The following is a 22,308-nucleotide window of genomic DNA, read 5'->3' on the forward strand; positions in this document are numbered from 1 at the left end:
TTCCCTCGGAACGGACGGGTCTCGGGGCGGGGTGATAGGCGCATGGGCGCGTGGCGTCCAGTGCCAGTGTGTCCGGCGGGTGGGTAGGAGGCGATCTATCGGTGAAGAACGCGGGGGCTGGCCTGTTGGAAGGCGTCCCCAAGGTGCAACGAAAGCCAGACCAAACGGCGGCCCGTGGGATGCCGCTCTGCCCTTCGAATCCCTTGCTTTATCCCAGCCACATCCGAAGGACCTCTCAACTCGGCATCTACGTCACCAAAGCGGCGGCCTTCGGCATTGCTTCCAAGCCGGAGACGCGGGGAATACTGTTGGCGTATCTCCGTGGTTGGCAAGCAAAAGCGCCCAGCATCAAGCAATACCATGTGCCCCTGACGCGGTTTCTGTTAGACACAGCTCGAGAGCAACCAGCGCAGTCCATTCATGAAACGAGTGATCATCACCGGGTCAAACGGCACTGGAAAAAGCCACGTTGCCATGCATCTCGCCAAAGCCAGGCCGGACCTGCCTGTGATCTCGTATGAGGCGATCCGCCTGACACGAAACTGGATCAAGAAAAGCCCGGCTGAGATCGAGGCCGCCTTGTCGGCTGTCATCGAAAAAGATGCCTGGGTTCTTGAGGGCGGGCCAAGCCTTCTGGACCATGCGCTTTGGAGATGTCAGGGCGTGATCTGGCTGGACCCTCCAAACCTCGTGCGAGCGTGGCGATTGGCGCTCAGACCTTGGAAGAACCTCGGACGGGCTCGACCGGAACTGCCACCTGGAAATGTGGACTGGCCGCTCCAGCAATACGGTTTCGCGCTTCGGAGTCTCAGAAAGGGCCGTCACTTTCACAACAGGATCGAGACGGCTCTGCGGGCGACCCCGCCTCTCCAGGTCTGGCACTACAAATCTCACCGTGACGTAGAAGCGGCGATTACGGCCATTTCGCATAGCTCGCCGAGAAAGGCCCAGGAAAAATGATCGCCTATGTCACCGTCGGCGCGGATGACCTCGCTCGCGCAAAACGGTTTTATTCCGCATTCCTGCCAGCCCTTGGCTACGGCCTGAAAGAAGGTCCGGAAGGGCTCAGTTTCGCGCTGCCCGCGCATCCAGGCCAGTCTCCCGCACCGCCCGACTTTTACGTCAAGCCAACCTTCGACGGGCGTCCGGCCTCGGCGGGCAACGGGTGCATGGTCGCCTTCGAGGCGCGCAACCAACAGCAGGTTCGCAAGCTTCATGCCGCCGCGCTGTCCGCAGGCGGGTCAGACGAGGGCCAACCAGGCTTTCGGGCCTCTTACGGGCCGCACTTCTATGTCGCCTACCTGCGCGACCCTCAGGGTAACAAGATCGCGCTGTTCTCCAGCGATCCGAACGAACCGGGGCGAGACGGGTAACGCGGGGAACACAGCCGTTCAGCGCATCTAGGAAGATCGGGGGTGCGGCTCGGCGGGTTGGCCTGCCACACCGCAACGGAACGGTGGCCCGGCCCCACGAGAGATGACCCACGAAAGGCTGCCCCTTCTGGCCGACCTTCTGCAAACCCGTCCCTGCGGGCATTTCTGCAACCCGTGCGACGTCATTGCCAACCCCCGCCGGCACGGGCATTGGCCCGCCGGGCATGACATGCAAAAAAGGCACTCAGTCGTTCAGCAAGAACCCGTTTATCATGAAGATCCTCTGTATCCATCAGAATTTCCCCGGCCAATACAAGCATCTGGCGCCCGCGCTGGCGGCAAAGGGGCACGAGGTCGTGGCGCTGACCCCCAAGGTCAAGAAAGCCACCACATGGAACGGCGTCACCGTGCTGCCCTATCAGATCCAGGGCCAGAGCACGCGCGGAATCCATCCCTGGCTGACCGATCTCGAAACCAAGCTGCTGCGCGCCACCAGCTGCTATCGCGCCGCGCTGGCGCTGAAGAAACAGGGATACGCGCCCGACGTGATCCTTGCCCATCACGGCTGGGGCGAGAGCCTGTTTCTCAAGGATGTCTGGCCACAGGCGCCGATGGGGCTCTATTGCGAGCTCTACCATCTAACCACCGACACGTTCGTCGGTTTCGATCCGGAGTTTCAGACCCCATCGCCCGAAACCGATCTGCCACGCATCCGCATGAAGAACATCAACAACCGGCTGCATGAGGAAATCATGGATGCCGGAATCTCGCCGACCGTTTTTCAGGCCGGGACGTTTCCGCCGGAGTGGCGGGAGCGGATCACCGTCGCCCATGACGGCATCGACACCGATCTCGTCCGCGCCGATCCGCAGGCGCGGCTGGAGGTGACGGACGGGCGTGTGCTGACGCGCGACGACGAGGTCATCACCTTCATCAACCGCAATCTCGAACCCTATCGCGGCTATCACATCTTCATGCGCGCCCTGCCCGAGATCCTGCGCCGGCGGCCGAACGCGCAGGTCACCCTGATCGGCGGCGACGAGGTCAGCTATGGCGCCAAGCCGCCCAAGGGAAAGACCTGGAAACAGATTTTCATCGACGAGGTGGTGGACGAGATCTCGGAGGCCGACTGGCAGCGGGTGCATTTCCTCGGTCGCGTGCCCTATGAGCGGTTCCTGTCGATGATGCAGGTGAGCCGGGTGCATGTCTATCTGACCTATCCCTTCGTGCTGAGCTGGTCGCTGCTCGAAGCAATGAGCGCCGAATGTGCGATCATCGCCAGCGACACCGAACCGGTGCGCGAGGCATTGACCGAGGACGAGACCGGCTGGCTGGTGGATTTCTTCGACCACGCGGCCCTGGTGGAGCGGCTCTGCGCACTGCTCGACGACCCCGAAGCGCGGGCGCGGCTGGGCGCCAACGCCCGTGCGCTGGCGCGCGAAAGATACGATCTGAAAACCCGCTGCCTGCCGCGCCATATCGCCTGGGTCGAACAGCTTGCAACGCTCACCCCGCGCAGGCCGCGCGACTGAGCGACGGCATCAGGCGGGAAAGCGGCGGCGCGTCCGGTTCGCAAACGCGACAAGCGTCAGCATCACAGGCACCTCGACCAGAACCCCAACCACGGTGGCCAGCGCCGCACCGGATGTCAGCCCGAAGAGGCTGATTGCGACCGCAACGGCAAGCTCGAAGAAGTTCGACGTGCCGATCAGCGCGCAGGGCGCGGCGATGCGATGCGGCACTTTCAGCGCAAAGGCCGCCGCATAGGCTAGCGCGAAAATGCCATAGCTCTGCACGACGATCGGAACGGCGATGAGCCCGATCACGAAGGGCTGCGCGACGATCACCTGCCCCTGAAGGCCGAAAAGGATGACGACCGTGGCGATCAGCCCGATCACGGAATAGGGTTTGACCCGCGCCTGAAACGCCGTGATCGCGTCGTCATCGCCGAGCCGCCGCCGCGTGACGATGCCGGCCAGCAGCGGCAGCGCGATGAACAGCAGCACCGACAGGACAAGCGTTTCCCAAGGCACCGAGATATCGGTGATCCCCAGCAGCAGCGCCACGATAGGCGCAAAGGCCACCACCATGATCAGATCGTTCACCGAAACCTGCAACAGCGTATAATTCGCGTCGCCCCGCGTCAGCTGCGACCAGACAAACACCATCGCCGTGCAGGGCGCCGCGCCCAGAAGGATCAGCCCGGCGGTGTATTGCGCCGCATCCTCGGGCGCGATCCAGGGCGCAAAGACATGCTCGAAGAACAGCACGGCAAGCGCCGCCATGGTAAAGGGTTTGACCAGCCAGTTGACCGCCAGCGTGATCAGCAGCCCTCTCGGCTGGCGCACCACGTCGCGCAGCGAACCGGGATCGACGCCTACCATCATCGGATAGACCATCGCCCAGATCAGAACCGCCACGACCAGGTTGACGCTGGCGAACTCCGCTGCCGCCACCGCGCCGACCAGGCCCGGCGCGGCGTTGCCGATGACGATGCCCGCGACGATGGCCAGCGCAATCCAGACAGAGAGGTATTTTTCGAAAATGCCCATGTCGCCTCCGCTGTTTCAGCGGCAATAGCAACACTCCATGTCGCTTTGACAACGTCGAAAGTGCAGCCCCGCCCCGCTTTGGGATGCAATGCGTCACGTTCGCTCGGGGCTTGCCCTCGTCGTCAGCGTTTCCGCCTGCCGCCAGCGCTGCGGGCATGAAACCCCGGCGGGCGTTTGGCCACCCAGGCCAGAAAGCGCTGCATTCGGGGATGCGCGCGCAGCGCCTCGGGCGTGTTGTACTCGCGCGCCAGCTCGGCCTCGGTAAAGGTGGCGTGGATCTCGTTGTGACAGATCTGGTGCAGCAGCACGACGGGCCCGCCCTTGCCGCCCTTCAGCTTGGGCACCAGGTGATGCAGGCTCTGTTTCGCCCCGGGCGGGATCGGGCGCAGGCATAGCGGGCAGACAGGGTCGGTCACGGGCGGCTCTTGTGCGACGGGTCTCGGCAGGGCACAAGTCTGGGGCTCAGACGCCGAGGATCAAGGGGAACGCAACGTGCAGACATCGCCGGACACGCCCGCGCTGGTTATCGGCGGCGGCCCGGCGGGGCTGATGGCGGCGGATGCGCTGATCTCGGCGGGTCACCGGGTGCTGCTGGCCGAGGCCAAGCCCTCGCTCGGGCGCAAGTTCCTGATGGCGGGGAAATCCGGGCTGAACCTGACCCGCGCGCAGCCCCTTGGACCGTTCCTTGCCGCCTATGGCGGGGCAGAGGCGGCGCTGCGCCAGATGCTCTCGGCGTTCACCCCCGAGGCGGTACAGGGCTGGGCCGAGGGGCTGGGCCAGACCACCTTTACCGGCTCCACGGGCCGGGTCTTTCCCGAGGTCATGAAGGCCTCGCCGCTCCTGCGCGCCTGGCTGGCGCGGCTCGACGGCATGGGGCTGGAGCGGCACACGCGCTGGCGCTGGACCGGCTGGGACGGCAGCGCCTGCCGCTTCGATACGCCCGACGGGCTGCGCCACATCACCGCCGGGGTCACGGTGCTGGCGCTCGGCGGCGCAAGCTGGGCAAAGCTGGGCTCGGATGGCGCCTGGGCCGGTATCCTCGCGCGGGAGGGCGTGGCGCTGGCGCCGTTCCGGCCCGCCAATGCCGGGCTCTGCGTCACCTGGTCCGAGCATATGCGCCCGCATTTCGGCGCGCCGCTGAAGAACGTGGCCTTCCGCGCCGGCGCCCTGATCTCGCGCGGCGAGGCGGTGATCTCGGCGCGCGGGCTGGAGGGCGGCGGGCTCTACCCCTTGTCACCCGCCCTGCGCGACGGCGCTGCCTTGGAAATCGACCTCGCGCCCGACCTCACGCCCGAAGAGCTGACCGCACGGCTGTCGCGCCCGCGCGGCAAGCAGAGCCTGTCCAACCACCTGCGCAAGGTTTTGAAACTCTCGCCTGCCGCGCGCGCCCTGCTGATGGAATATGCCCGCCCGCTGCCCGATGCGCCGGAGGCTCTGGCCCGGCGGATCAAGGCGCTGGCGGTGCCGCATGACGGGCTGCGCCCGATGGACGAGGCGATCTCCACCGCCGGCGGCGTGCCCTTCGCGGCGCTCGACGAAGCGCTGATGCTGCGCGCCCGCCCCGGCACCTATTGCGCCGGGGAAATGATCGACTGGGAGGCGCCGACCGGCGGCTATCTGCTCACCGCCTGCCTCGCCACCGGGCTCTGGGCCGGGCGCCACGCGGCGCAGCGTCTGGAAGCGCGCTGACCGAAGCGAGGCGCCCCGCAAGAGGCGAGGAGCCGCCCCTGTCGGCTCAGACGCCGGCCTTGCGGCTTTCCTCGAGATAGATCTCGCGCAGCCGCGTCGCCACATCGCCCGGCTTGCCGCTTCCGATGGACTCGCCGTCGATCTCCACCACCGGCATCACAAAGGCCGAGGCCGAGGTATAAAACGCCTCGTCCGCGCCCTGCGCTTCGGCGATGGTAAAGGGCCGCTCCTCCACCTTCATCTGCGCCTCGCGGGCAAAGCGCAGCACCGCCGCGCGGGTGATCCCGTGCAGGATGTCGGTGCCTAGGTTGCGGGTGATGATGGTGCCGTCCTTGACGATATAGGCGTTGTTCGAGGTGCCCTCGGTCACGAATCCGTCCTCGACCAGCCAGGCATCGTCGCAGCCCGCCTTCTTGGCCATCATCTTGCCCATCGACGGGTAGAGCAGTTGCACCGTCTTGATGTCGCGGCGGCCCCAGCGGATATCCTCGATCGAGATCACCTTGATGCCGGTCTTGGCCACCGGGTTCTCCGCCAGCCCGGGCTTGTTCTGGGTAAAGAGCACCAGCGTCGCCTCGCAGGTCTCGGGATCCGGAAAGGCGAAATCGCGGTCGCCCGGCGCGCCGCGGGTGACCTGCAAATACACCATGCCCTCGTCGATGCCGTTCAGCTCCACCAGCTTGCGGTGGATCTCCAGCAGCTCGTCGAACGCCTTGGGTTTGGGCATGTCGAGCTCGGTCAGCGAGCGCTCCAGCCGCGCCAGGTGGCCGTCGAAATCGATCAGCTTGCCGCCCAGCACGCTCGTCACCTCATAGACCCCGTCCGCCATCAGGAAGGCGCGGTCGAAGATCGAGACCTTGGCTTCGGTCTCGGGCAGATACTCTCCGTTCACGTAGACGGTACGGGTCATGATAGGCTCCTTGCGTTTCGATATAAGCACGCCCGGGCACGCTCGGCGCGCGCGGGCTCTGGAATATGTTTGCCCGAGGGTTTGCGGGGCGGCGGGGCGGTGTTCAAGCCATTTCCGCAGCCCGCGCCAGGACAGACGGAAAAATATCGCAAGACGGATTGACCATGAACGTCGTTCAATATACCAAATGAACATCGTTCAAACATGGAGTCACCCCGATGTCCGTCCCGCCCGATCTTGCCCGCTTCGTTCATGAGGCGCTGACACGCGGCCAGTCCCGCGAGGCCATCCATGACAGCCTGCTCGCCGCCGGCTGGACCGAGACCGAGGCGGCACAGGCGCTTGCGGGATGGACAGACACACTGACCGAGGCCGGCCCGGTGCCCCGTCCGCTGCGCTCCTCCGCCGCGAAAGACGCGTTCTTCTACGCGCTGCTCTTCGTGGCGTTCGGCATGGTGGCGGGCAACGCGCTGACGCTGCTCTTCGGCTGGATCAATGTCCAGTTGCCCGACCGGAACAGCGTGCCGGTCTATGCCGTCGGCACCCTGCGCTGGTCGCTGGCGGCGCTGATAGTCTTCACCCCGGCCTTCTGGCTGCTCGACCGCGCCGACGCGCGGGCGGCGCGGACCGATTCCGCCCGCGGCCACGGCGCCATCCGCCGCTGGCTCTCGTCGCTGGCAATGCTGATCGCCGTGGTCACGCTGATGGGCGACGCGCTCTACCTGATCTACACCTTCCTCGATGGTCAGATCACCGCGCGCTTCCTGGCGAAATCCGCCACGGTGGCGCTGATCTTCCTGATGGTGCTGGCCTATTTCCGCCAGGACAGGGCCGGGCGCGCAACCGCGCTGCCCACGCTCATGGGCGCGGCGCCGGTCGCCGTCGCGGTGCTCTCCGCCGCGCTCGCCTTCCCGATCATGGGCGGGCCGGGGCGCGGCCAGATGGAGCAGCGCGACCGCTCGCGCATCGCCGATCTGCGCACGCTGACGCAGGATGTGCTGCTCTGTCTGGAGATTGATCACGAGACGCTCCCGGAAACGCTGGATCCGATGAGCTGCGCGCGCAATCCGCAGCGCCTGACCGGCTTCGCCGCCGGGATCGCGTACCACCGCATCAGCGACACCGCATTCGAACTCTGCACCGAGGTCGAGTTCCCGGCGGCGATCCAGCCATACGGGCTGACGCTGACAGAGAGCACGGCCTGCATGCGGCAACAGACGGAGTGAGCCGGGCGGCTCACCCCCAGAGCGCGGGTTCGGACGGATGCACGCCCGCCGCATCATAAAGCAGCGGCGCTGGCCGGTCCTCGGCCAGCAGCAGCGGCCCGTCGAGATCGGTGAAGGCGGCGCCCTGCGCCAGCAGCACCGCCGGCGCCATGGCCAGCGACGAGCCCACCATGCAGCCGACGAAGATGCCGTAGCCCTCGGCCTTCGCCGCCTCCAGCAGCAGCAGCGCCTCGGTCAGCCCGCCGGTCTTGTCGAGCTTGATATTGACGATGTCGTACTTGCCCTTGAGCGCCGGCAGGCTGGCGCGGTCGTGGCAGCTCTCGTCGGCACAGACCGGCACCGGGCGTTCCATCCCGATCAGCGCATCGTCATCGCCGGCGGGCAGCGGCTGCTCCACCATCGCCACGCCGAGCCGCAGCAGATGCGGCGCGAGATCGGCATAGACCTCCGCCGTCCAGCCCTCATTGGCATCGACGATGATGGTCGCATCCGGCGCGCCGGCGCGCACCGCCTCAAGCCGCGGCATGTCGTCGGGCGTGCCCAGCTTGACCTTCAGCAGCGGGCGAAAGGCGTTCTTCTCCGCCTGCGCGCGCATCTTTTCCGGCGTGTCCAGCGACAGGGTATAGGCGGTGATCTCCGGCCCGGGCTGCGGCAGCCCCGCCAGTTCCCAGACGCGTTTCCCGGCCTTTTTGGCCTCCAGATCCCAAAGCGCGCAATCCACCGCGTTGCGGGCGGCCCCGGCGGGCAGCAGCTCCTGAAGCGCCGCGCGGCTCACATCCGCGGGCAACCCCGCGATCTCCGCCTCGACACTCTCCAGCGTCTCGTCATAGCGCGCATAGGGCACGCATTCGCCCCAGCCGGTCACCCCGTCGCGGGTGACCTTCACCGTCAGCACCTTCGCCTCGGTCCGGCTACCCCGCGAAATGGTAAAAACCTGCGCCAGCCGGAACGTGTCGCGCGTCACTTCGATGCTCAAAGCCCCTGCCCTTTCATCTTTCTGCAAATACTCACCAGCGGCGGCACAGCAAGCGCCGCCGCCCGTGATCGTCGCAACCCTGCCAGCGGGCTCAGTAAGCGGCAACCGCCTCGGCCAGACGCTCGGCGCCATGGCGGAATGGATCGACCGTCGGCAGGCCCAGCTTTGCCTCGACCTCGGCACAATAGGCCGCCGCCTCGTCGTCGCCCATATGCTGGGTGTTGATCGAGACACCGATCACCTTGCAGGCCGGGTTGGCCACCTGCGCCAGCGTCAGCGCGACATCGCGCACCGCCTCGATCGTCGGAAGCTGATAGCCCGGCAGGCCACGCATATGGCTGCGGGTCGGCTCGTGGCAGATCACCAGCGCGTCCGGCTGGCCGCCATGCACCAGCGCCATGGTCACACCGGAATAGCTCACATGGAAGAGCGAGCCCTGACCCTCGATGATGTCCCAGTGGTCGTCATCGTTGTCGGGCGTCAGGTACTCGATGGAACCCGCCATGAAATCGGCGATCACCGCATCCAGCGGCACGCCGTCGCCGGTGATCAGGATGCCGGTCTGGCCGGTGGCGCGGAAACTCGACTTCATGCCCTTCTCGCGCATCGCCGCATCCAGCGCCAGCGCGGTATACATCTTGCCGACCGAGCAGTCGGTGCCCACCGCCAGCAGGCGCTTGCCCTTGCGGGGCTCGCCATTAGCGATCGGGTATTTCACCGACGGGATCCGCACATCGTGCAGGGTGCGGCCGGTCGCCTTGGCGACCGCGGCCAGATCCTCTTCGTCGCGCAGCAGATTATGCAGGCCGGAGGCCAGGTCGAAGCCTTCTTCGAGCGCTTCCACCAGCACCTTTTTCCAGGTCTGCGAGATCAAACCGCCGCGATTCGCCACGCCGATCACCAGCGTCTTGGCACCGGCGGCTTTGGCCTCGGCCAGCGTCATGTCGGGCAGTTTCATATCGGCCTTGCAGCCTTCGAGCCGCAGCTGGCCCACGCAATTCTCAGGGCGCCAGTCCTTGATGCCCTGCGCCACCTTTGCAGCCAGCGGGTCCGGAGCGTCTCCGAGGAAGAGCAGATACGGGGTCTCGATCATTCTAGGGTCCCTGTCGTTTGGAGTCGCGGTATTCTGTCTCGCATGACACGCAAATACGTCGCGAAAACCACCGTTTCACCGGCGATATCGCCGAATTTCCATGCGTTCGCGCCGTGTCGCCGAAGAATCGTGCAAACCCGTCTCAAGATTTCGCCGCAGCGCCGCATCGCAGCCGGATGTTTCTGCTTGCGCAGCATGCCGCAATTTAATAACTCGTGTGGCGAGAAAAATGTAATTTCCTTACTCGACGAGGTGAGTCATGAGCTTTCGCATCCAGCCCGCCGCCCCGGCCCGCCCCAACCGGTGTCAGCTGTTCGGCCCGGGCTCGCGCCCAGCGATCTTCGAGAAGATGGCCGGCTCCGACGCGGATGTGATCAATCTCGATCTCGAAGACTCCGTGGCGCCGTCCGACAAGGATAGCGCACGCGAGAACATCATCCAGGCCATCGGCGATATCGACTGGGGCAAGAAGACCCTGTCGGTGCGCATCAACGGGCTCGACACGCCCTACTGGTACAAGGATGTGGTGGATCTGCTGGAGAAATCGGGCGACCGGCTCGACCAGATCATGATCCCCAAGGTCGGCTGCGCCGCCGATCTCTACGCGGTGGACGCGCTGGTCACCGCCGTCGAGCGCGCCAAGGGCCGTACCAAACCGATCAAATTCGAAGTCATCATCGAGTCAGCAGCCGGCATTGCGCATGTAGAGGAGATTGCCGCCGGCTCCCCGCGCCTTGAGGCCATGAGCCTCGGCGCGGCCGATTTCGCCGCCTCCATGGGCATGGCCACCACCGGCATCGGCGGCACCCAGGAGAATTACTACATGCTGCACGAGGGTGCCAAGCACTGGTCCGATCCGTGGCACTGGGCGCAGGCCGCCATCGTCGCCGCCTGCCGGACCCATGGCGTGCTGCCGGTCGACGGGCCGTTCGGCGATTTCTCCGATGACGACGGCTTCCGCGCGCAGGCGCTGCGCTCGGCGACGCTGGGGATGGTCGGCAAATGGGCGATCCACCCCAAGCAGGTGGCGCTCGCCAACGAGGTCTTCACCCCGTCCGAGGCGGCCGTGGCCGAGGCGCGCGAGATCCTCGCCGCCATGGAAGAGGCCAAGGCCAAGGGTGAGGGCGCCACGGTCTACAAGGGCCGGCTGGTCGATATCGCCTCGATCAAGCAGGCCGAGGTGATCGTGAAACAATCCGAGATGATCGCCGGGCATTGAGACCCATCCCGTCCGCCCGACGGTTTCAGGCGCGGCGCCCCCGGGCCCGCGCCTTTTTCATGCTCGCGCTCAGAGGTCGTCGCGCGGGATGCGCAGCACCTGCCCGGGAAAGATCAGGTTTGGATTGGCGAGGATGTTCTGGTTGGCCTGAAAGATCGGCTGGAAATCCCCGTTGCCATACTGCGCCTGCGCGATGGAAATCAGCGTATCGCCCGGCTGCACCGTATAGGGCTGCCAGCCGGCATAGCCCGGCAGGATCAGCGGCCCGTAAAGCACCGGAACCGTCACGCTCGGCCCGTTCTCGTTGCCGGTATCGTCGGCCAGCGTCAGGAACAGCCGGTTGAGCGTGAATGCGGTGCCCGGCGGGATCTCGACCTGCGCCTGAAACTGCCGCAGCCCCAGCGCACCCACCTGGGCAAAGGAGGTGACCTCGTCATGCCCCTCCGACACGGTGATCGACAGCGTGCCCTCGAAGGCGGCGGCATTGCCGGAGATGAGGATCGTCGGCCCGACGATATCGAAGGGCTGCGGTTGCTGGATGTCGAGCGTCACGGTCATGGGCCACCTCCCTGGCAGGACGGGGCGGCACCGCCCCTCACACACCAGAGTAGCACAGACGCCGCCCAGCCGGATGTCCGGAAAGCCGCACTTGACTCGCCGCGTTCCACTGCCCGACCCTGACGCGGTGAAACGACGTGGCCATTCAGGAGCCCGGTATGTTGAGACCGATTGCCTTTCTGGTCCTTGCGGGCCTCGCCGCGCCCGTCGCGGCGGATGTCTCGCCCTTCCGGACGCCTTCGGACAATGTCCGCTGCTGGATCGGCACCGGCGAGGGACCGCCGGATCTCTCCTGCGAGATCGTCGAGATCAACGGCGCACCGAATGTGGCGCGCCCGGCCTCGTGCAGCGGGCCCTGGGGGCACAAATACGAGCTGCTGTCACATGGCGACGTACGGCTCGAGTGCGGCGCGCCGGTGAAAGGTGCCTCGCCGCCCGGCGTCGATGTGGCGCCCTATGGGGTCTCGTCGGACTGGGGCGGAATCTCCTGCCTCTCGGAACGCAGCGGGCTGCGCTGCCAGAACGTCGACGGGCACGGGTTTCTGCTGTCCCGGCGTGTGCTGAAGGTTTGGTAACATCGCCACCGCCCTGCCCACCGCAACCGCGTCACGCGCGCGTATTGCGCCTGTCATATCCACCCGCTAGAGCGGCGCTCCGGCCAGTGGCGCCGGCGCAGCGAAAGGAGACGCTATGACCCAGTTTACCCTCGGATGGGAAGAATGGCTGGCCCTCCCCGATCTCGGCCTGCCGGCGATCCGCGCCAAGGTCGATACCGGCGCCAAGACCTCGGCCCTGCATGCGTTTGCCATCGAGCCCTTCGGCCCGGCGGAAAAGCCCATGGTGCGCTTTGCCATCCATCCCGATCCGCAGGATCCGGGGCTCGAGATCATCTGTTCCGCCCCGCTGAAGGACCGGCGCGAGGTCACTTCCTCCAACGGCGAGACCGAGCTGCGCTTCGTCATCGAGACGACGCTGAGCATGGGCGAGCGCAGCTGGCCCATCGAGGTCACGCTCACCGATCGCGGCGGCATGGCCTATCGCATGCTGCTCGGGCGCACCGCGCTTGACGAGGAGATGATCGTCGCGCCCAGCCTGAAATACCAGCAGCCGCAGCTTTCCTTCGATGCCTACCGCGCGGCACCGCGCCTCAAGCAGCACCGCCGCGCCCTGCGGCTGGCGATCCTGAGCCGCGAGCCCGGCAATTACTCGACCCGCCGGCTGATCGAGGCGGCGGAGGCGCGCGGCCACACGATGGAGGTGATCGACACCTCACGCTGCTACATGAACATCCGCGCGGTGGGTGGCGAGGTGCATTACGATGGCCGCCGCCTGCCGCATTACGACGCGGTGATCCCGCGCATCGGCGCCTCGGTGACCTCCTACGGCACGGCGGTGGTGCGGCAGTTCGAAAGCCTCGGCACCTATTGCCTGTCGGGCTCGGAGGGTATCACCGTCTCGCGCGACAAGCTGCACGCGCATCAGGTGCTGGCACGGCACCGGATCGGCATGCCGACCACCGCCTTTGCCCGCAGCCCCAAGGATTCCGGCAATGTGATCAGCCTGGTGGGCGGCGCGCCGCTGGTGCTGAAGCTGCTGGAGAGCACCCAGGGCAAGGGCGTGGTGCTGGCGGAGACCAAGAAGGCCGCCGAGTCGGTGATCTCGGCCTTTCAGGGGCTGAAGGCGGATTTCCTCGTGCAGAGCTTCGTCAAGGAGGCGGCGGGCGAGGATATCCGCTGCTTCGTGGTCGGCGGCAAGGTGGTCGCCGCCATGCGCCGCAAGGGCAAGCCCGACGATTTCCGCTCCAACCTGCATCAGGGCGGCACGGCGGAACCGGTGCGTATCTCGAAGGCCGAGCGCGAGGTCGCGGTGCGGGCCGCGCGGGCGATGAAGCTCGATGTGGCAGGCGTCGACCTGCTGCGCGGCGAGGACGGGCCGAAGGTGCTGGAGGTGAACTCCTCGCCCGGGCTGGAGGGGATCGAAAAGACCTCCGGCAAGGATATCGCCGCGATGGTGATCCAGCATATCGAAGCCAAGGTTGCGCCGAAGCCGCCGAGAACCCGCCCGAAGCGCATCACCGCCTGACACGGGGAGGCCTCCGGCGGGCGGTATTTGCACAGAGAAGACGGACGGGGCGCCGCGCCCGACTCGTCTTCTCTTTGAAAATACGCCCTTGTACCCTTGCGGCCTGGCGCGCCGCTGCGGTCCGCGCGCCCTTGCCGCAGCGGCATTGCGGCGTTAAACAACGCCGATACCGCAAACGAGGGGGAATCCCATGCCCGCCTACCGCTCCCGCACCACCACCCACGGCCGCAACATGGCCGGCGCCCGTGGCCTCTGGCGTGCCACCGGCATGACCGAAGGCGACTGGAACAAGCCGATCATCGCGATCGTGAACAGCTTTACCCAGTTCGTGCCCGGCCATGTGCACCTGAAGGATCTGGGTCAGATGGTGGCGCGCGAGGTCGAGAAGGCCGGCGGCGTAGCCAAGGAATTCAACACCATCGCGGTGGATGACGGCATCGCCATGGGCCATGACGGCATGCTCTATTCGCTGCCCTCGCGCGAGATCATCGCCGACTCGGTGGAATACATGGTCAACGCCCATTGCGCCGACGCCATGGTCTGCATCTCGAACTGCGACAAGATCACCCCCGGCATGCTGATGGCCGCGATGCGGCTCAACATCCCCGTGGTCTTTGTCTCGGGCGGCCCGATGGAGGCCGGCAAGGTCGAATGGGACGACGAGACCAAGGCGCTTGATCTGGTCGATGCCATGGTCGCCGCCGCCGACGACAAGTATACCGACGCCCAGGTGCAGGCCATCGAAGAGGCCGCCTGCCCGACCTGCGGGTCGTGCTCGGGCATGTTCACCGCCAACTCGATGAACTGCCTGACCGAGGCGCTGGGCCTGTCGTTGCCCGGCAACGGCTCGACGCTGGCCACCCATGCCGACCGTCAGCGCCTCTTTGTCGAGGCGGGGCATCTGATCGTCGATCTGGCCAAGCGCTACTACGAGCAGGACGACGCGACCGTTCTGCCGCGCAACATCGCCACCTTCGAGGCCTTCAAGAACGCCATGACGCTCGACATCGCCATGGGCGGTTCGACCAACACGGTTCTGCACCTGCTGGCCGCCGCCAATGAGGGCGAGGTCGATTTCGACATGGAAGAGATCGACAAGCTGTCGCGCCAGGTGCCGGTGCTCTGCAAGGTCGCGCCCGCCAAGGACGACGTGCATATGGAGGACGTGCACCGCGCCGGCGGCATCATGGCGATCCTCGGCCAGCTCGACCGCGCGGGGCTCATCGACAACACCGTTCATACCGTGCATGCAGAGACCATGTCGCATGCGCTCGACCGCTGGGACGTGTCGCGCACCAACTCCGAATCGGTGCATGATTTCTTCCGCGCCGCCCCGGGCGGCGTGCGCTCCACCACCGCGTTTTCCCAGGACCGCCGCTATGAGAGCCTCGATCTCGACCGGCAGAAAGGTGTGATCCGCGAGGCGGAGCATGCGTTTTCCAAGGATGGCGGTCTGGCGGTGCTCTACGGCAACATCGCCGAGGACGGCTGCATCGTGAAGACCGCCGGGGTCGACGAGTCGATCCTGGTCTTCTCCGGCCCGGCGCGGATCTTTGAATCGCAGGACAGCGCGGTAAGCGCCATTCTGACCGGCAAGATCCATGCCGGCGACGTGGTGCTGATCCGCTATGAGGGGCCGCGCGGCGGGCCTGGCATGCAGGAGATGCTGTATCCGACAAGCTATCTGAAGTCGAAAGGGCTCGGCAAGGATTGCGCGCTGGTCACCGACGGGCGCTTCTCCGGCGGCTCTTCGGGGCTCTCCATCGGCCACGTCTCGCCCGAGGCGGCCGAGGGCGGCGCCATCGGTCTGGTGGAGGAAGGCGATCTGATCGAGATCGACATCCCGGCGCGCAAGATCAACCTCGCCGTCGACGACGCGGTGCTGGCCGAGCGCCGCACCGCCCGCGATGCCAAGGGCTGGCAGCCGGACGAGAAGCGCAAGCGCAAGGTGTCGAAGGCGCTCAAGGCCTATGCGGCGCTGACCACCTCCGCCGCCAAGGGCGCCGTGCGGCAGATCTGAGCCGCCGCCTCCGACACGATCAAGACCCGCCCCGGCCCCCGCGCCGGGGCCTCTTGTTTGGGGCGATGCGAATTTGGGGCGATGCGGAAACCCATGAGGCCCCGGATCAGATCCGGGGCGCGGGCGCCACGATCAGGCGCGCTCGTCCTTGGGCGAGCCCATCACCACATAGGAGGTGATGGCGTTGAGCTGCGGCAGCGTGCCCAGCACCTCGTTGTGAAAATGCTTGTAGGCGGCGATATCGGCCACCTCGACGCGCAGCAGATATTCCACATTGCCGGTGATATTGTGGCACTCGCGCACCTCAGGCGCCCGCGCGATCGCCCGCTCAAACGCCTCCTGCGCGCCCTTGGTGTGCAGGTTCAGCCCCACAAGCACATAGGCGATGAAGCCCACCCCGGTCTTTTCCGGGCTCAGCACCGCGCGATAGCCGGCGATCACCCCGGATTTCTCCAGCGCCGCCACCCGGCGCAGGCAAGCGGAGGGCGACAGCCCCACCCGCTCCGCCAGCGCAAGGTTGCTGATCCGCCCGTCACCGGCCAGAACACGCAACATCCTGCGGTCAATATCATCCAGGTCGCTCATTAATTGCAAGCTTATCGACAACGGACGCCAGTTCGCAATCATTCTCCGCCAATTTCGGGCAATCCTTGCGTCATGACACCCGATCTGCTTCTCGCCCTTTCCGCCTTTGCGCTCGTCACCGTGATCACGCCGGGGCCGAACAATCTGATGCTGCTCGCCTCGGGCGCCAATTTCGGCTTTCGCCGGACGATTCCGCATATGCTGGGGATCGGGCTGGGCTTTCCCGCCATGGTGCTGCTGATGGGACTGGGCGTCGGTCAGATCTTCGAGATCTGGCCACAGGCGCATATTGTGCTGCTGGTGATTTCGGTGCTCTACATGCTCTGGCTCGCCTGGAAGATCGCCCATGCCGCACCGCCGCCCGAAGCGGGAAGCGAGCCTGCGGGAAGACCGCTGAATTTCCTTCAGGCGGCGGCGTTCCAGTGGGTGAACCCCAAGGCCTGGTCGATGGCGCTGGGGGCGATCACGCTCTACGCCGCCGGGCGCGAGCCGGGGGCTGTGCTCTGGGTCGCGGGCGCTTATGTGGCCATGTCGGCGATCTCGACCACGTCATGGACGGTGCTCGGGCGCGAAATGCGGCGGCTGCTGAACCGTCCCGCGCGGCTGCGGGCCTTCAACTGGACGATGGCGGCGCTGCTCGTCGCTTCGCTGCTGCCGGTGCTTTTGCAGGGGCAGCCATAGGCGGGCGCTCTTGAGTGGCGAGTAGATAGCCGGTGGGCGGAATCGCCCACCCTGCACCGCGCGCTTACTCTGCGGGCGCGAGCGGCGCGCAAATCTCGGTGATCAGCTCGGACGGCACCACCTCGGCCGGGGAATTCAGATATCGTTCGAACGGCGGTGCATCGGCGACCTCCTGCCCCGATTGCGGCAGCCACTCGCCGTAGAGGTAATCATAGGCGCTATGCAGCTCGGAATACGGGCCCCTGAAAGTGAGGACCGCATGCCGTCCGCCCGGCAGCCGCAGCTCTTTCAGATCCTCCGGCATGGCAAAGGCGTCGCCCACGGCGATGCCGGCGGCGCTTCGCAGCTCGGCCTCCGCGACGGCGCCGGGATCGTCGTAATAGACGCCCACCATGCCCTGCGCCTGCGGCCACAGCCCCCGCGCGGAAAACACCGCCGAGACCTGATCGAAGCAGGCGCCAATGGTGATATAGGCGCCGCGATGGTCCAGCGCGGCAAGGCGCAGGGGCGACAATGTACGGATGTCTACGGGATGCATGTCATGTCCTCCTTCTCTAAGCAAAAGCTGCACAGCCCCGGGATCGCCGGCCTTGCGATAGGCGGCGGGGGTCATGCCATAGATCTCGCGAAAACTGCGGGAGAAGCTTTGGACATTTCCATAGCCGGCCTGTCCGGCGATACGCTCGACCGGCCAATCGGTGGCGGTGAGCCAGCAGGCCGCGCGATAGGCGCGCACCCGGCGCACCGCCTGCGCCAGCGTTTCGCCGGTCATGCCGCGAAACACCCGATGCCAGTGGAACCGCGACATCGCCGCAACCTCGGCCAGCGCGTCGAGCGACAGGTCGCCATCCGGATGGTCGTGAATGTATTGCAGCACCCGCCGGATGCGATCCTCATAGCCCTGACGCATCGCCCTCGTTCCTATTCCGTCTTCGCACACAGCCTGCCCCGACGCGACGGGACAAATCTTGCTTTGTTGCATCCCCCCGTTCCAGACGCCATATAGGCCCCGCGTAACAGGGGTATCCGGAGCATGACGCACTATCTCGACTTCGAAAAACCGCTTGCCGAAATCGAAGGCAAGGCCGAAGAGCTGCGCAATATGGCGCGGGCGAACGAAGAGATGCATGTGGAGGACGAGGCCGCAGCGCTCGACCGCAAGGCGCAGGATCTGCTCAAGGATCTCTACAAAAAGCTGACGCCCTGGCGCAAATGCCAGGTGGCGCGGCACCCCGACCGCCCGCATTGCAAAGACTATATCGAGGCGCTCTTTACCGAATACACGCCGCTCGCCGGTGATCGCGGCTTTGCCGACGATCACGCGGTGATGGGCGGGCTCGCGCGGTTCAACGACCGCCCGGTGATGGTGATCGGCCACGAAAAGGGCAACGACACCCAAAGTCGCATCGAACGCAATTTCGGCATGGCGCGCCCCGAGGGCTACCGCAAGGCGATCCGCCTGATGGACATGGCCGACCGCTTCGGCCTGCCGGTGATCACCCTGGTCGACACCCCCGGCGCCTATCCCGGCAAGGGTGCCGAAGAGCGCGGCCAGTCCGAGGCCATCGCGCGCTCGACCGAGAAATGCCTCCAGATCGGCGTGCCGCTGGTCTCGGTCATCATCGGCGAGGGCGGCTCCGGCGGCGCCGTGGCCTTTGCCACCGCCAACCGCGTGGCGATGCTGGAACATTCGGTCTATTCGGTGATCTCGCCCGAGGGATGCGCCTCGATCCTCTGGAAAGACGCGGAGAAGATGCGCGAGGCCGCCGAGGCGCTGCGCCTGACCGCGCAGGATCTGCTCAAGCTCGGTATCGCTGACCGCGTCATCGCCGAACCGCTGGGCGGCGCGCATCGCGACCCCGAGGCCTCCATCGCGGCGGTCGGCCAGACCATCGCGGCAATGCTGGCCGAGATGGACGACATGAAGCCCAAGGCGCTGGTCAAGGCGCGGCGCGAAAAATTCCTCAACATGGGCGCACGCGGCCTCGCCGCCTGACGGGCGTTCAGCTCGTCAGCATCTTCAGCCCCTGCGTCACATCCGAGCGCACCGCGAGCCGCAGCCCCGGCTCGTCGCCGGCCTTCAGCGCGGCAATCATCAGCCGGTGATATTGCGGCGCCTCGGAGCGCCGCAGCCGCCCGTAGAGCGCCCGCATGGTCGGCCCGAGCTGGAGCCAGACCGTCTCGGCCATGGCCAGCATCGCCGGCGCCTGGGCGCGCAGATAGAGCGTGCGGTGAAATTCCAGATTGGAGCGGATATAGCCCACCGCATCGCGGTTGCGCACGACATCGGCGATCACCCCGTTTATGGTCTGCAAACGGTCGATCAGCGCCATATGCGCGCGCGGCAGCGCCCGCGAGGCCAGCTCGACCTCGATCAGCGCGCGCAGCGCAGCCAGCTCCTCGATACGCTCGTTCGACAGCTCCGGCGTCGAGACCCGACCCGAGGAGGACATGCTCAGCGCGCCCTCGGCGACCAGCCGGCGCACCGCCTCGCGCGCGGGCGTCATCGAGACCGCGAATTCCTTGCCGATGCCGCGCAGGGTCAGCGATTCGCCCGGGGCGATCTGGCCGAGCATGATGCGCGTGCGCAGCCCGCGATAAACACGGTCATGGGCGGAGGTGACGATTTCAGTGGCGCGGGGGGGCGTGACATTCATGATGTGCCAATGTGATCACAAATGCACCGAAGGTCAATCTCCGAAACGGTAGCGATGCAGCCCGCCGCCCTCGTCGCGCAGCCAGCGCCGGGCGCCCCGCCAGTCGCCATAAAGCCGCTCCACCGTGTCCCAGAAGGCGCGGGAGTGGTTCATCTCGGCCAGATGCGCCACCTCGTGAGCGGCAACGTAATCGAGCACCTCGGGCGGCGCGAGGATCAGCCGCCAGGAATACATCAGCGCGCCGTCGGCAGTGCAGGAGCCCCAGCGCGAGCGCGTGTCGCGCAGGGTGAGCCGGGTGTAGGGCCGCCCCAGCGCGGCGGCATGACGGTCCGACGCCTCTGCCAGCCGCTCGCGGGCCAGCGTGCGCAGCCAGCCCTGAAGCCGCGCCGCCATACGCTCCTCCGGGCCGGGCACCGCGACCGCATCCGGCGACAGCGCCACGCTGCGCCCGGTCCCTGCCCGCAGCACGCGCGGCACGCCCTCGACGGGCAGCACCGCGCCGACGGCGATTCGCACATCCTCGCCGCGCGCCTCCATATGGCCGCGCAGCCAGGCCTCCTTGTCGCGCAGGAACCCCAGCGCCTCGCGCTCGGGCACCCGGCGCGGCAGCGTCAGCGTTACCCGCCCGTCGATCTGGCTCAGCCGCAGCGACAGCCGCCGCGCCTGCGCGGAACGGCGCAGCGTGACCGCAATCGGCGGGTTGCCAGGAAGTGTGATCTGCCCCATATGCTCTGCCTCAACAGCAACATGGCCAAAGCCTTTGACACCGCTTCCCTGATATGGCAGAGGGCGCGGATTGTCGACATGACCGGACAAGCGGAAGGGGACCACCCATGCCCAAAGAAGAATGGGGTACAAAACGCGTCTGCCCGACGACGGGCAAGCGGTTTTACGACCTGAACAAGGACCCGATCGTCAGCCCTTACACGGGTGAGGTCCTGCAACTGGACACCGGCAAGCGCGCGATGCTCGTCGCGGATGCCGCCGACGGTGCCAAGCGCAGCGCCGCCAAGGACGACTCGGACGAGTCCGATCTGCTCGAAGACGATGTCGAGGTCGATCTCGACGATGACGATGTGCTCGAGGACGAGGACGACGACAACGTTTCGCTCGACGACATCGCCGATGTCGCCAGCGAGGACGACGACGGCTAAGGCCGACGGATTTCTGCCGTGGGCGGTGATTTTTTCACTTGAACCCGCCCGCGGCATTGCGTAGATCGACGCGCACGACGCCGGAGACGGCATCATCGGGGCCTTAGCTCAGCTGGGAGAGCGCTTGCATGGCATGCAAGAGGTCAGGGGTTCGATCCCCCTAGGCTCCACCAAAATCCCCCTGAAAAGCACCAGATAGTTCTGCCTTTCTTGTCAGAGGGCTTGCCTCTGCCGTGCGGACGGGTGCTGTTTTCCCTACGAAAATCCATGCTGCCTTGATCGCCGCTCCTGGCGTGTCGATCGCTTCGCAGCGCTTTCCCCTGTCAAATCCAAGGATGGCCCATGAGCGACCATTTCTTCGTCGTGACGGGCGGCCCCGGTGCGGGCAAGACCAGCCTGATCACCGAGCTCTCCCGCCGCGGTTTCCATACAATCCCCGAATCCGGCCGCGCGATCATCCGCGAAGAGATGGTAAGCGGCGGAGATGCCCTCCCTTGGGCTGATCGCATGGCCTACGCCGAAAGGATGCTGGAGCGCGACCTGCGCGCCTATGAGGACGCTCGGGCACTCTCAGGCCCCGTGATCTTCGACCGGGGCACTCCCGACATTCTGGGCTACCTGACCCTCTGCGGCCTCCCCGTGCCGCCCCACATCGCTGCAGCAGCCAAGGAAACGCGCTACAACGCCCGCATCTTCCTAGCGCCGTTCTGGGACGATATCTTCACGCAGGACGCCGAGCGCAAGCAGACCCGCGCCGAGGCCGAAGCGACAGGTGCCGTCATGCGCGACACCTACACCGCGCTCGGTTACGAGATCACGGAGCTGCCGCGCACCGACATCGTAACACGCGCCGACTTTGTTTGTGCGCAGCGGGTCAACTGACCGTAATCGCGAGATGCCCTGGCAAAACTGCTGAACCGGACAAACCGCATGGTCCCTCCCGCCTCCCGCTGCCTGACACTCACGGCCCAAACCTGCCGTTCGCCTGGGCCACCAACGCCGCGGCGCGACTTCCCCAAACCGGCCATCAGTGACACCGCGCAGCATAGTCCAAGGCCCCAAGGTCCGCGGTGCGGACAGAGCTGTCGTTGCCCCTTCAGCCTGAACAGGACTAGAATGGAGTCGTGCAGCCGACGGTGAAGATTGACTAACGTCGCATTGGTGTAGGCGCACCTGTGCAATTGGCTCGACGTTCGACTTAACGCAAACTACCAAAAGCGAAACTACCGGCTTGCAGGCAGCGAGGATCAGCGTTGGGGACCTACTCAGACTTCCGCATCGGAAATTTCCATCTTGAGTCCAGTGGGAACTTTACGACTACGAGGCACCATTTGGCCTGCTGCCGGTTTCGTGGACGGCAGTTTAAGCTTTCATAGCTCTCTCCTCGAACGTGATAAGGCTTAGATACCCGATAGTCGAGTGCCGACGCTTTGGATTGTAGAACCGTTCGATGTAATCGAAGACATCTGCGCGCGCCTGCTTCCTGGTGCGGTAAGTTTTCCGCCTAACCCGTTCGGTTTTTAGCGAAGAGAA

At 66.0% G+C, this 22,308-nt stretch carries 24 protein-coding genes and 1 tRNA gene; 14 read left to right on the forward strand and 11 right to left on the reverse strand.

Features of this window, described 5'->3' with window-relative positions:
* The first annotated feature begins 420 nt into the window (after nt 1–420).
* The 3 genes from I6N89_RS16100 to I6N89_RS16110 all read left to right on the forward strand — a co-directional run bounded on the left by I6N89_RS16100 (nt 421) and on the right by I6N89_RS16110 (nt 2,905).
* On the forward strand, nt 421–960 hold the full coding sequence (locus I6N89_RS16100) for a DNA topology modulation protein FlaR (protein ID WP_207019437.1): 540 nt from the start codon (nt 421–423) through the stop codon (nt 958–960).
* Nucleotides 957–1,373, forward strand: coding sequence for a VOC family protein (locus tag I6N89_RS16105; protein ID WP_207019438.1), 417 nt, complete (start codon nt 957–959; stop codon nt 1,371–1,373). Before I6N89_RS16100 ends, I6N89_RS16105 begins: the two co-directional genes overlap by 4 nt.
* A 272-nt stretch (nt 1,374–1,645) precedes the next feature.
* A complete protein-coding gene (locus I6N89_RS16110; RefSeq protein ID WP_207019439.1) occupies nt 1,646–2,905 on the forward strand; it encodes a glycosyltransferase family 4 protein in 1,260 nt (419 codons plus the stop codon).
* 9 nt (nt 2,906–2,914) lie between these two features.
* Here the strand turns inward: I6N89_RS16110 and arsB are convergent, their stop codons facing one another.
* Both arsB and I6N89_RS16120 read right to left on the reverse strand, forming a co-directional pair.
* Complete coding sequence (arsB, locus tag I6N89_RS16115) at nt 2,915–3,925, reverse strand: ACR3 family arsenite efflux transporter (protein WP_207019440.1); 1,011 nt, start codon at nt 3,923–3,925, stop codon at nt 2,915–2,917.
* Between the two features lie 122 nt (nt 3,926–4,047).
* On the reverse strand, nt 4,048–4,341 hold the full coding sequence (locus tag I6N89_RS16120) for an HNH endonuclease (protein ID WP_076699989.1): 294 nt from the start codon (nt 4,339–4,341) through the stop codon (nt 4,048–4,050).
* A gap of 76 nt (nt 4,342–4,417) precedes the next feature.
* On the opposite strand from I6N89_RS16120, the gene I6N89_RS16125 reads away from it, so the two are divergent.
* Nucleotides 4,418–5,614, forward strand: coding sequence for a TIGR03862 family flavoprotein (locus I6N89_RS16125; RefSeq protein WP_207019441.1), 1,197 nt, complete (start codon nt 4,418–4,420; stop codon nt 5,612–5,614).
* Nucleotides 5,615–5,660: 46 nt separating this feature from the next.
* Here the strand turns inward: I6N89_RS16125 and I6N89_RS16130 are convergent, their stop codons facing one another.
* Entirely contained in the window at nt 5,661–6,524 is an 864-nt protein-coding gene (locus I6N89_RS16130; protein WP_207019442.1) for a D-amino-acid transaminase, read from the reverse strand.
* A gap of 218 nt (nt 6,525–6,742) precedes the next feature.
* On the opposite strand from I6N89_RS16130, the gene I6N89_RS16135 reads away from it, so the two are divergent.
* Nucleotides 6,743–7,750 carry a DUF5671 domain-containing protein gene (locus I6N89_RS16135; RefSeq protein WP_207019443.1) on the forward strand — a complete coding sequence of 336 codons (1,008 nt, stop codon included), beginning with the start codon at nt 6,743–6,745 and terminating at the stop codon, nt 7,748–7,750.
* Nucleotides 7,751–7,760: 10 nt separating this feature from the next.
* On the opposite strand, the gene dgcA is transcribed toward I6N89_RS16135, so the two are convergent.
* Together dgcA and dgcN are read right to left on the reverse strand one after the other, a co-directional pair.
* Complete coding sequence (dgcA, locus tag I6N89_RS16140) at nt 7,761–8,726, reverse strand: N-acetyl-D-Glu racemase DgcA (protein ID WP_207019444.1); 966 nt, start codon at nt 8,724–8,726, stop codon at nt 7,761–7,763.
* Between the two features lie 91 nt (nt 8,727–8,817).
* The gene (dgcN, locus tag I6N89_RS16145) at nt 8,818–9,819 is read right to left on the reverse strand and encodes an N-acetyltransferase DgcN (RefSeq protein WP_207019445.1); all 1,002 of its coding nucleotides are present in this window, start codon (nt 9,817–9,819) and stop codon (nt 8,818–8,820) included.
* Between the two features lie 259 nt (nt 9,820–10,078).
* On the opposite strand from dgcN, the gene I6N89_RS16150 reads away from it, so the two are divergent.
* The gene (locus tag I6N89_RS16150) at nt 10,079–11,038 is read left to right on the forward strand and encodes an L-malyl-CoA/beta-methylmalyl-CoA lyase (protein ID WP_207019446.1); all 960 of its coding nucleotides are present in this window, start codon (nt 10,079–10,081) and stop codon (nt 11,036–11,038) included.
* A 69-nt stretch (nt 11,039–11,107) separates the two neighbouring features.
* Here the strand turns inward: I6N89_RS16150 and I6N89_RS16155 are convergent, their stop codons facing one another.
* On the reverse strand, nt 11,108–11,596 hold the full coding sequence (locus I6N89_RS16155; RefSeq protein ID WP_207019447.1) for a LysM peptidoglycan-binding domain-containing protein: 489 nt from the start codon (nt 11,594–11,596) through the stop codon (nt 11,108–11,110).
* A 158-nt stretch (nt 11,597–11,754) separates the two neighbouring features.
* Here I6N89_RS16155 and I6N89_RS16160 point away from each other — a divergent pair, with 158 nt between their 5' ends.
* The 3 genes from I6N89_RS16160 to ilvD all read left to right on the forward strand — a co-directional run bounded on the left by I6N89_RS16160 (nt 11,755) and on the right by ilvD (nt 15,698).
* A complete protein-coding gene (locus tag I6N89_RS16160) occupies nt 11,755–12,171 on the forward strand; it encodes a DUF6636 domain-containing protein (protein ID WP_207019448.1) in 417 nt (138 codons plus the stop codon).
* Nucleotides 12,172–12,286: 115 nt separating this feature from the next.
* Nucleotides 12,287–13,678, forward strand: a complete 1,392-nt coding sequence (gene rimK, locus I6N89_RS16165) for a 30S ribosomal protein S6--L-glutamate ligase (protein WP_207019449.1) — start codon at nt 12,287–12,289, stop codon at nt 13,676–13,678.
* 190 nt (nt 13,679–13,868) lie between these two features.
* A complete protein-coding gene (ilvD, locus tag I6N89_RS16170; protein WP_207019450.1) occupies nt 13,869–15,698 on the forward strand; it encodes a dihydroxy-acid dehydratase in 1,830 nt (609 codons plus the stop codon).
* 132 nt (nt 15,699–15,830) lie between these two features.
* On the opposite strand, the gene I6N89_RS16175 is transcribed toward ilvD, so the two are convergent.
* A complete protein-coding gene (locus tag I6N89_RS16175; protein ID WP_207019451.1) occupies nt 15,831–16,283 on the reverse strand; it encodes an Lrp/AsnC family transcriptional regulator in 453 nt (150 codons plus the stop codon).
* A 72-nt stretch (nt 16,284–16,355) separates the two neighbouring features.
* Between I6N89_RS16175 and I6N89_RS16180 the strand changes: the two genes are divergently transcribed.
* Nucleotides 16,356–16,964 (forward strand): LysE family translocator, encoded by a 609-nt coding sequence (locus I6N89_RS16180; protein WP_207019452.1) that lies wholly within the window; start codon nt 16,356–16,358, stop codon nt 16,962–16,964.
* Between the two features lie 64 nt (nt 16,965–17,028).
* Here the strand turns inward: I6N89_RS16180 and I6N89_RS16185 are convergent, their stop codons facing one another.
* Nucleotides 17,029–17,874 (reverse strand): AraC family transcriptional regulator, encoded by an 846-nt coding sequence (locus tag I6N89_RS16185; RefSeq protein ID WP_207019453.1) that lies wholly within the window; start codon nt 17,872–17,874, stop codon nt 17,029–17,031.
* Between the two features lie 123 nt (nt 17,875–17,997).
* Between I6N89_RS16185 and I6N89_RS16190 the strand changes: the two genes are divergently transcribed.
* Nucleotides 17,998–18,960 (forward strand): acetyl-CoA carboxylase carboxyltransferase subunit alpha, encoded by a 963-nt coding sequence (locus I6N89_RS16190; protein WP_207019454.1) that lies wholly within the window; start codon nt 17,998–18,000, stop codon nt 18,958–18,960.
* Nucleotides 18,961–18,967: 7 nt separating this feature from the next.
* Here the strand turns inward: I6N89_RS16190 and I6N89_RS16195 are convergent, their stop codons facing one another.
* Together I6N89_RS16195 and I6N89_RS16200 are read right to left on the reverse strand one after the other, a co-directional pair.
* Nucleotides 18,968–19,621 (reverse strand): GntR family transcriptional regulator, encoded by a 654-nt coding sequence (locus tag I6N89_RS16195; RefSeq protein ID WP_076699949.1) that lies wholly within the window; start codon nt 19,619–19,621, stop codon nt 18,968–18,970.
* 33 nt (nt 19,622–19,654) lie between these two features.
* Nucleotides 19,655–20,347, reverse strand: a complete 693-nt coding sequence (locus tag I6N89_RS16200) for a M48 family metallopeptidase (RefSeq protein ID WP_207019455.1) — start codon at nt 20,345–20,347, stop codon at nt 19,655–19,657.
* 107 nt (nt 20,348–20,454) lie between these two features.
* On the opposite strand from I6N89_RS16200, the gene I6N89_RS16205 reads away from it, so the two are divergent.
* The 3 genes from I6N89_RS16205 (at nt 20,455) to I6N89_RS16215 (ending at nt 21,657) form a co-directional block, all read left to right on the forward strand.
* On the forward strand, nt 20,455–20,775 hold the full coding sequence (locus I6N89_RS16205) for a TIGR02300 family protein (RefSeq protein ID WP_207019456.1): 321 nt from the start codon (nt 20,455–20,457) through the stop codon (nt 20,773–20,775).
* A gap of 97 nt (nt 20,776–20,872) precedes the next feature.
* Nucleotides 20,873–20,948 (forward strand) — tRNA-Ala (locus I6N89_RS16210).
* 169 nt (nt 20,949–21,117) lie between these two features.
* Entirely contained in the window at nt 21,118–21,657 is a 540-nt protein-coding gene (locus I6N89_RS16215; protein WP_207019457.1) for an AAA family ATPase, read from the forward strand.
* Between the two features lie 480 nt (nt 21,658–22,137).
* Here the strand turns inward: I6N89_RS16215 and I6N89_RS16220 are convergent.
* A partial coding sequence (locus I6N89_RS16220) for an IS3 family transposase (RefSeq protein ID WP_207019467.1) occupies nt 22,138–22,308 on the reverse strand: 171 nt, incomplete at its 5' end.

The organism is Salipiger abyssi (assembly GCF_017311415.1).
Classification (GTDB): Bacteria; Pseudomonadota; Alphaproteobacteria; order Rhodobacterales; family Rhodobacteraceae; genus Salipiger; species Salipiger abyssi_A.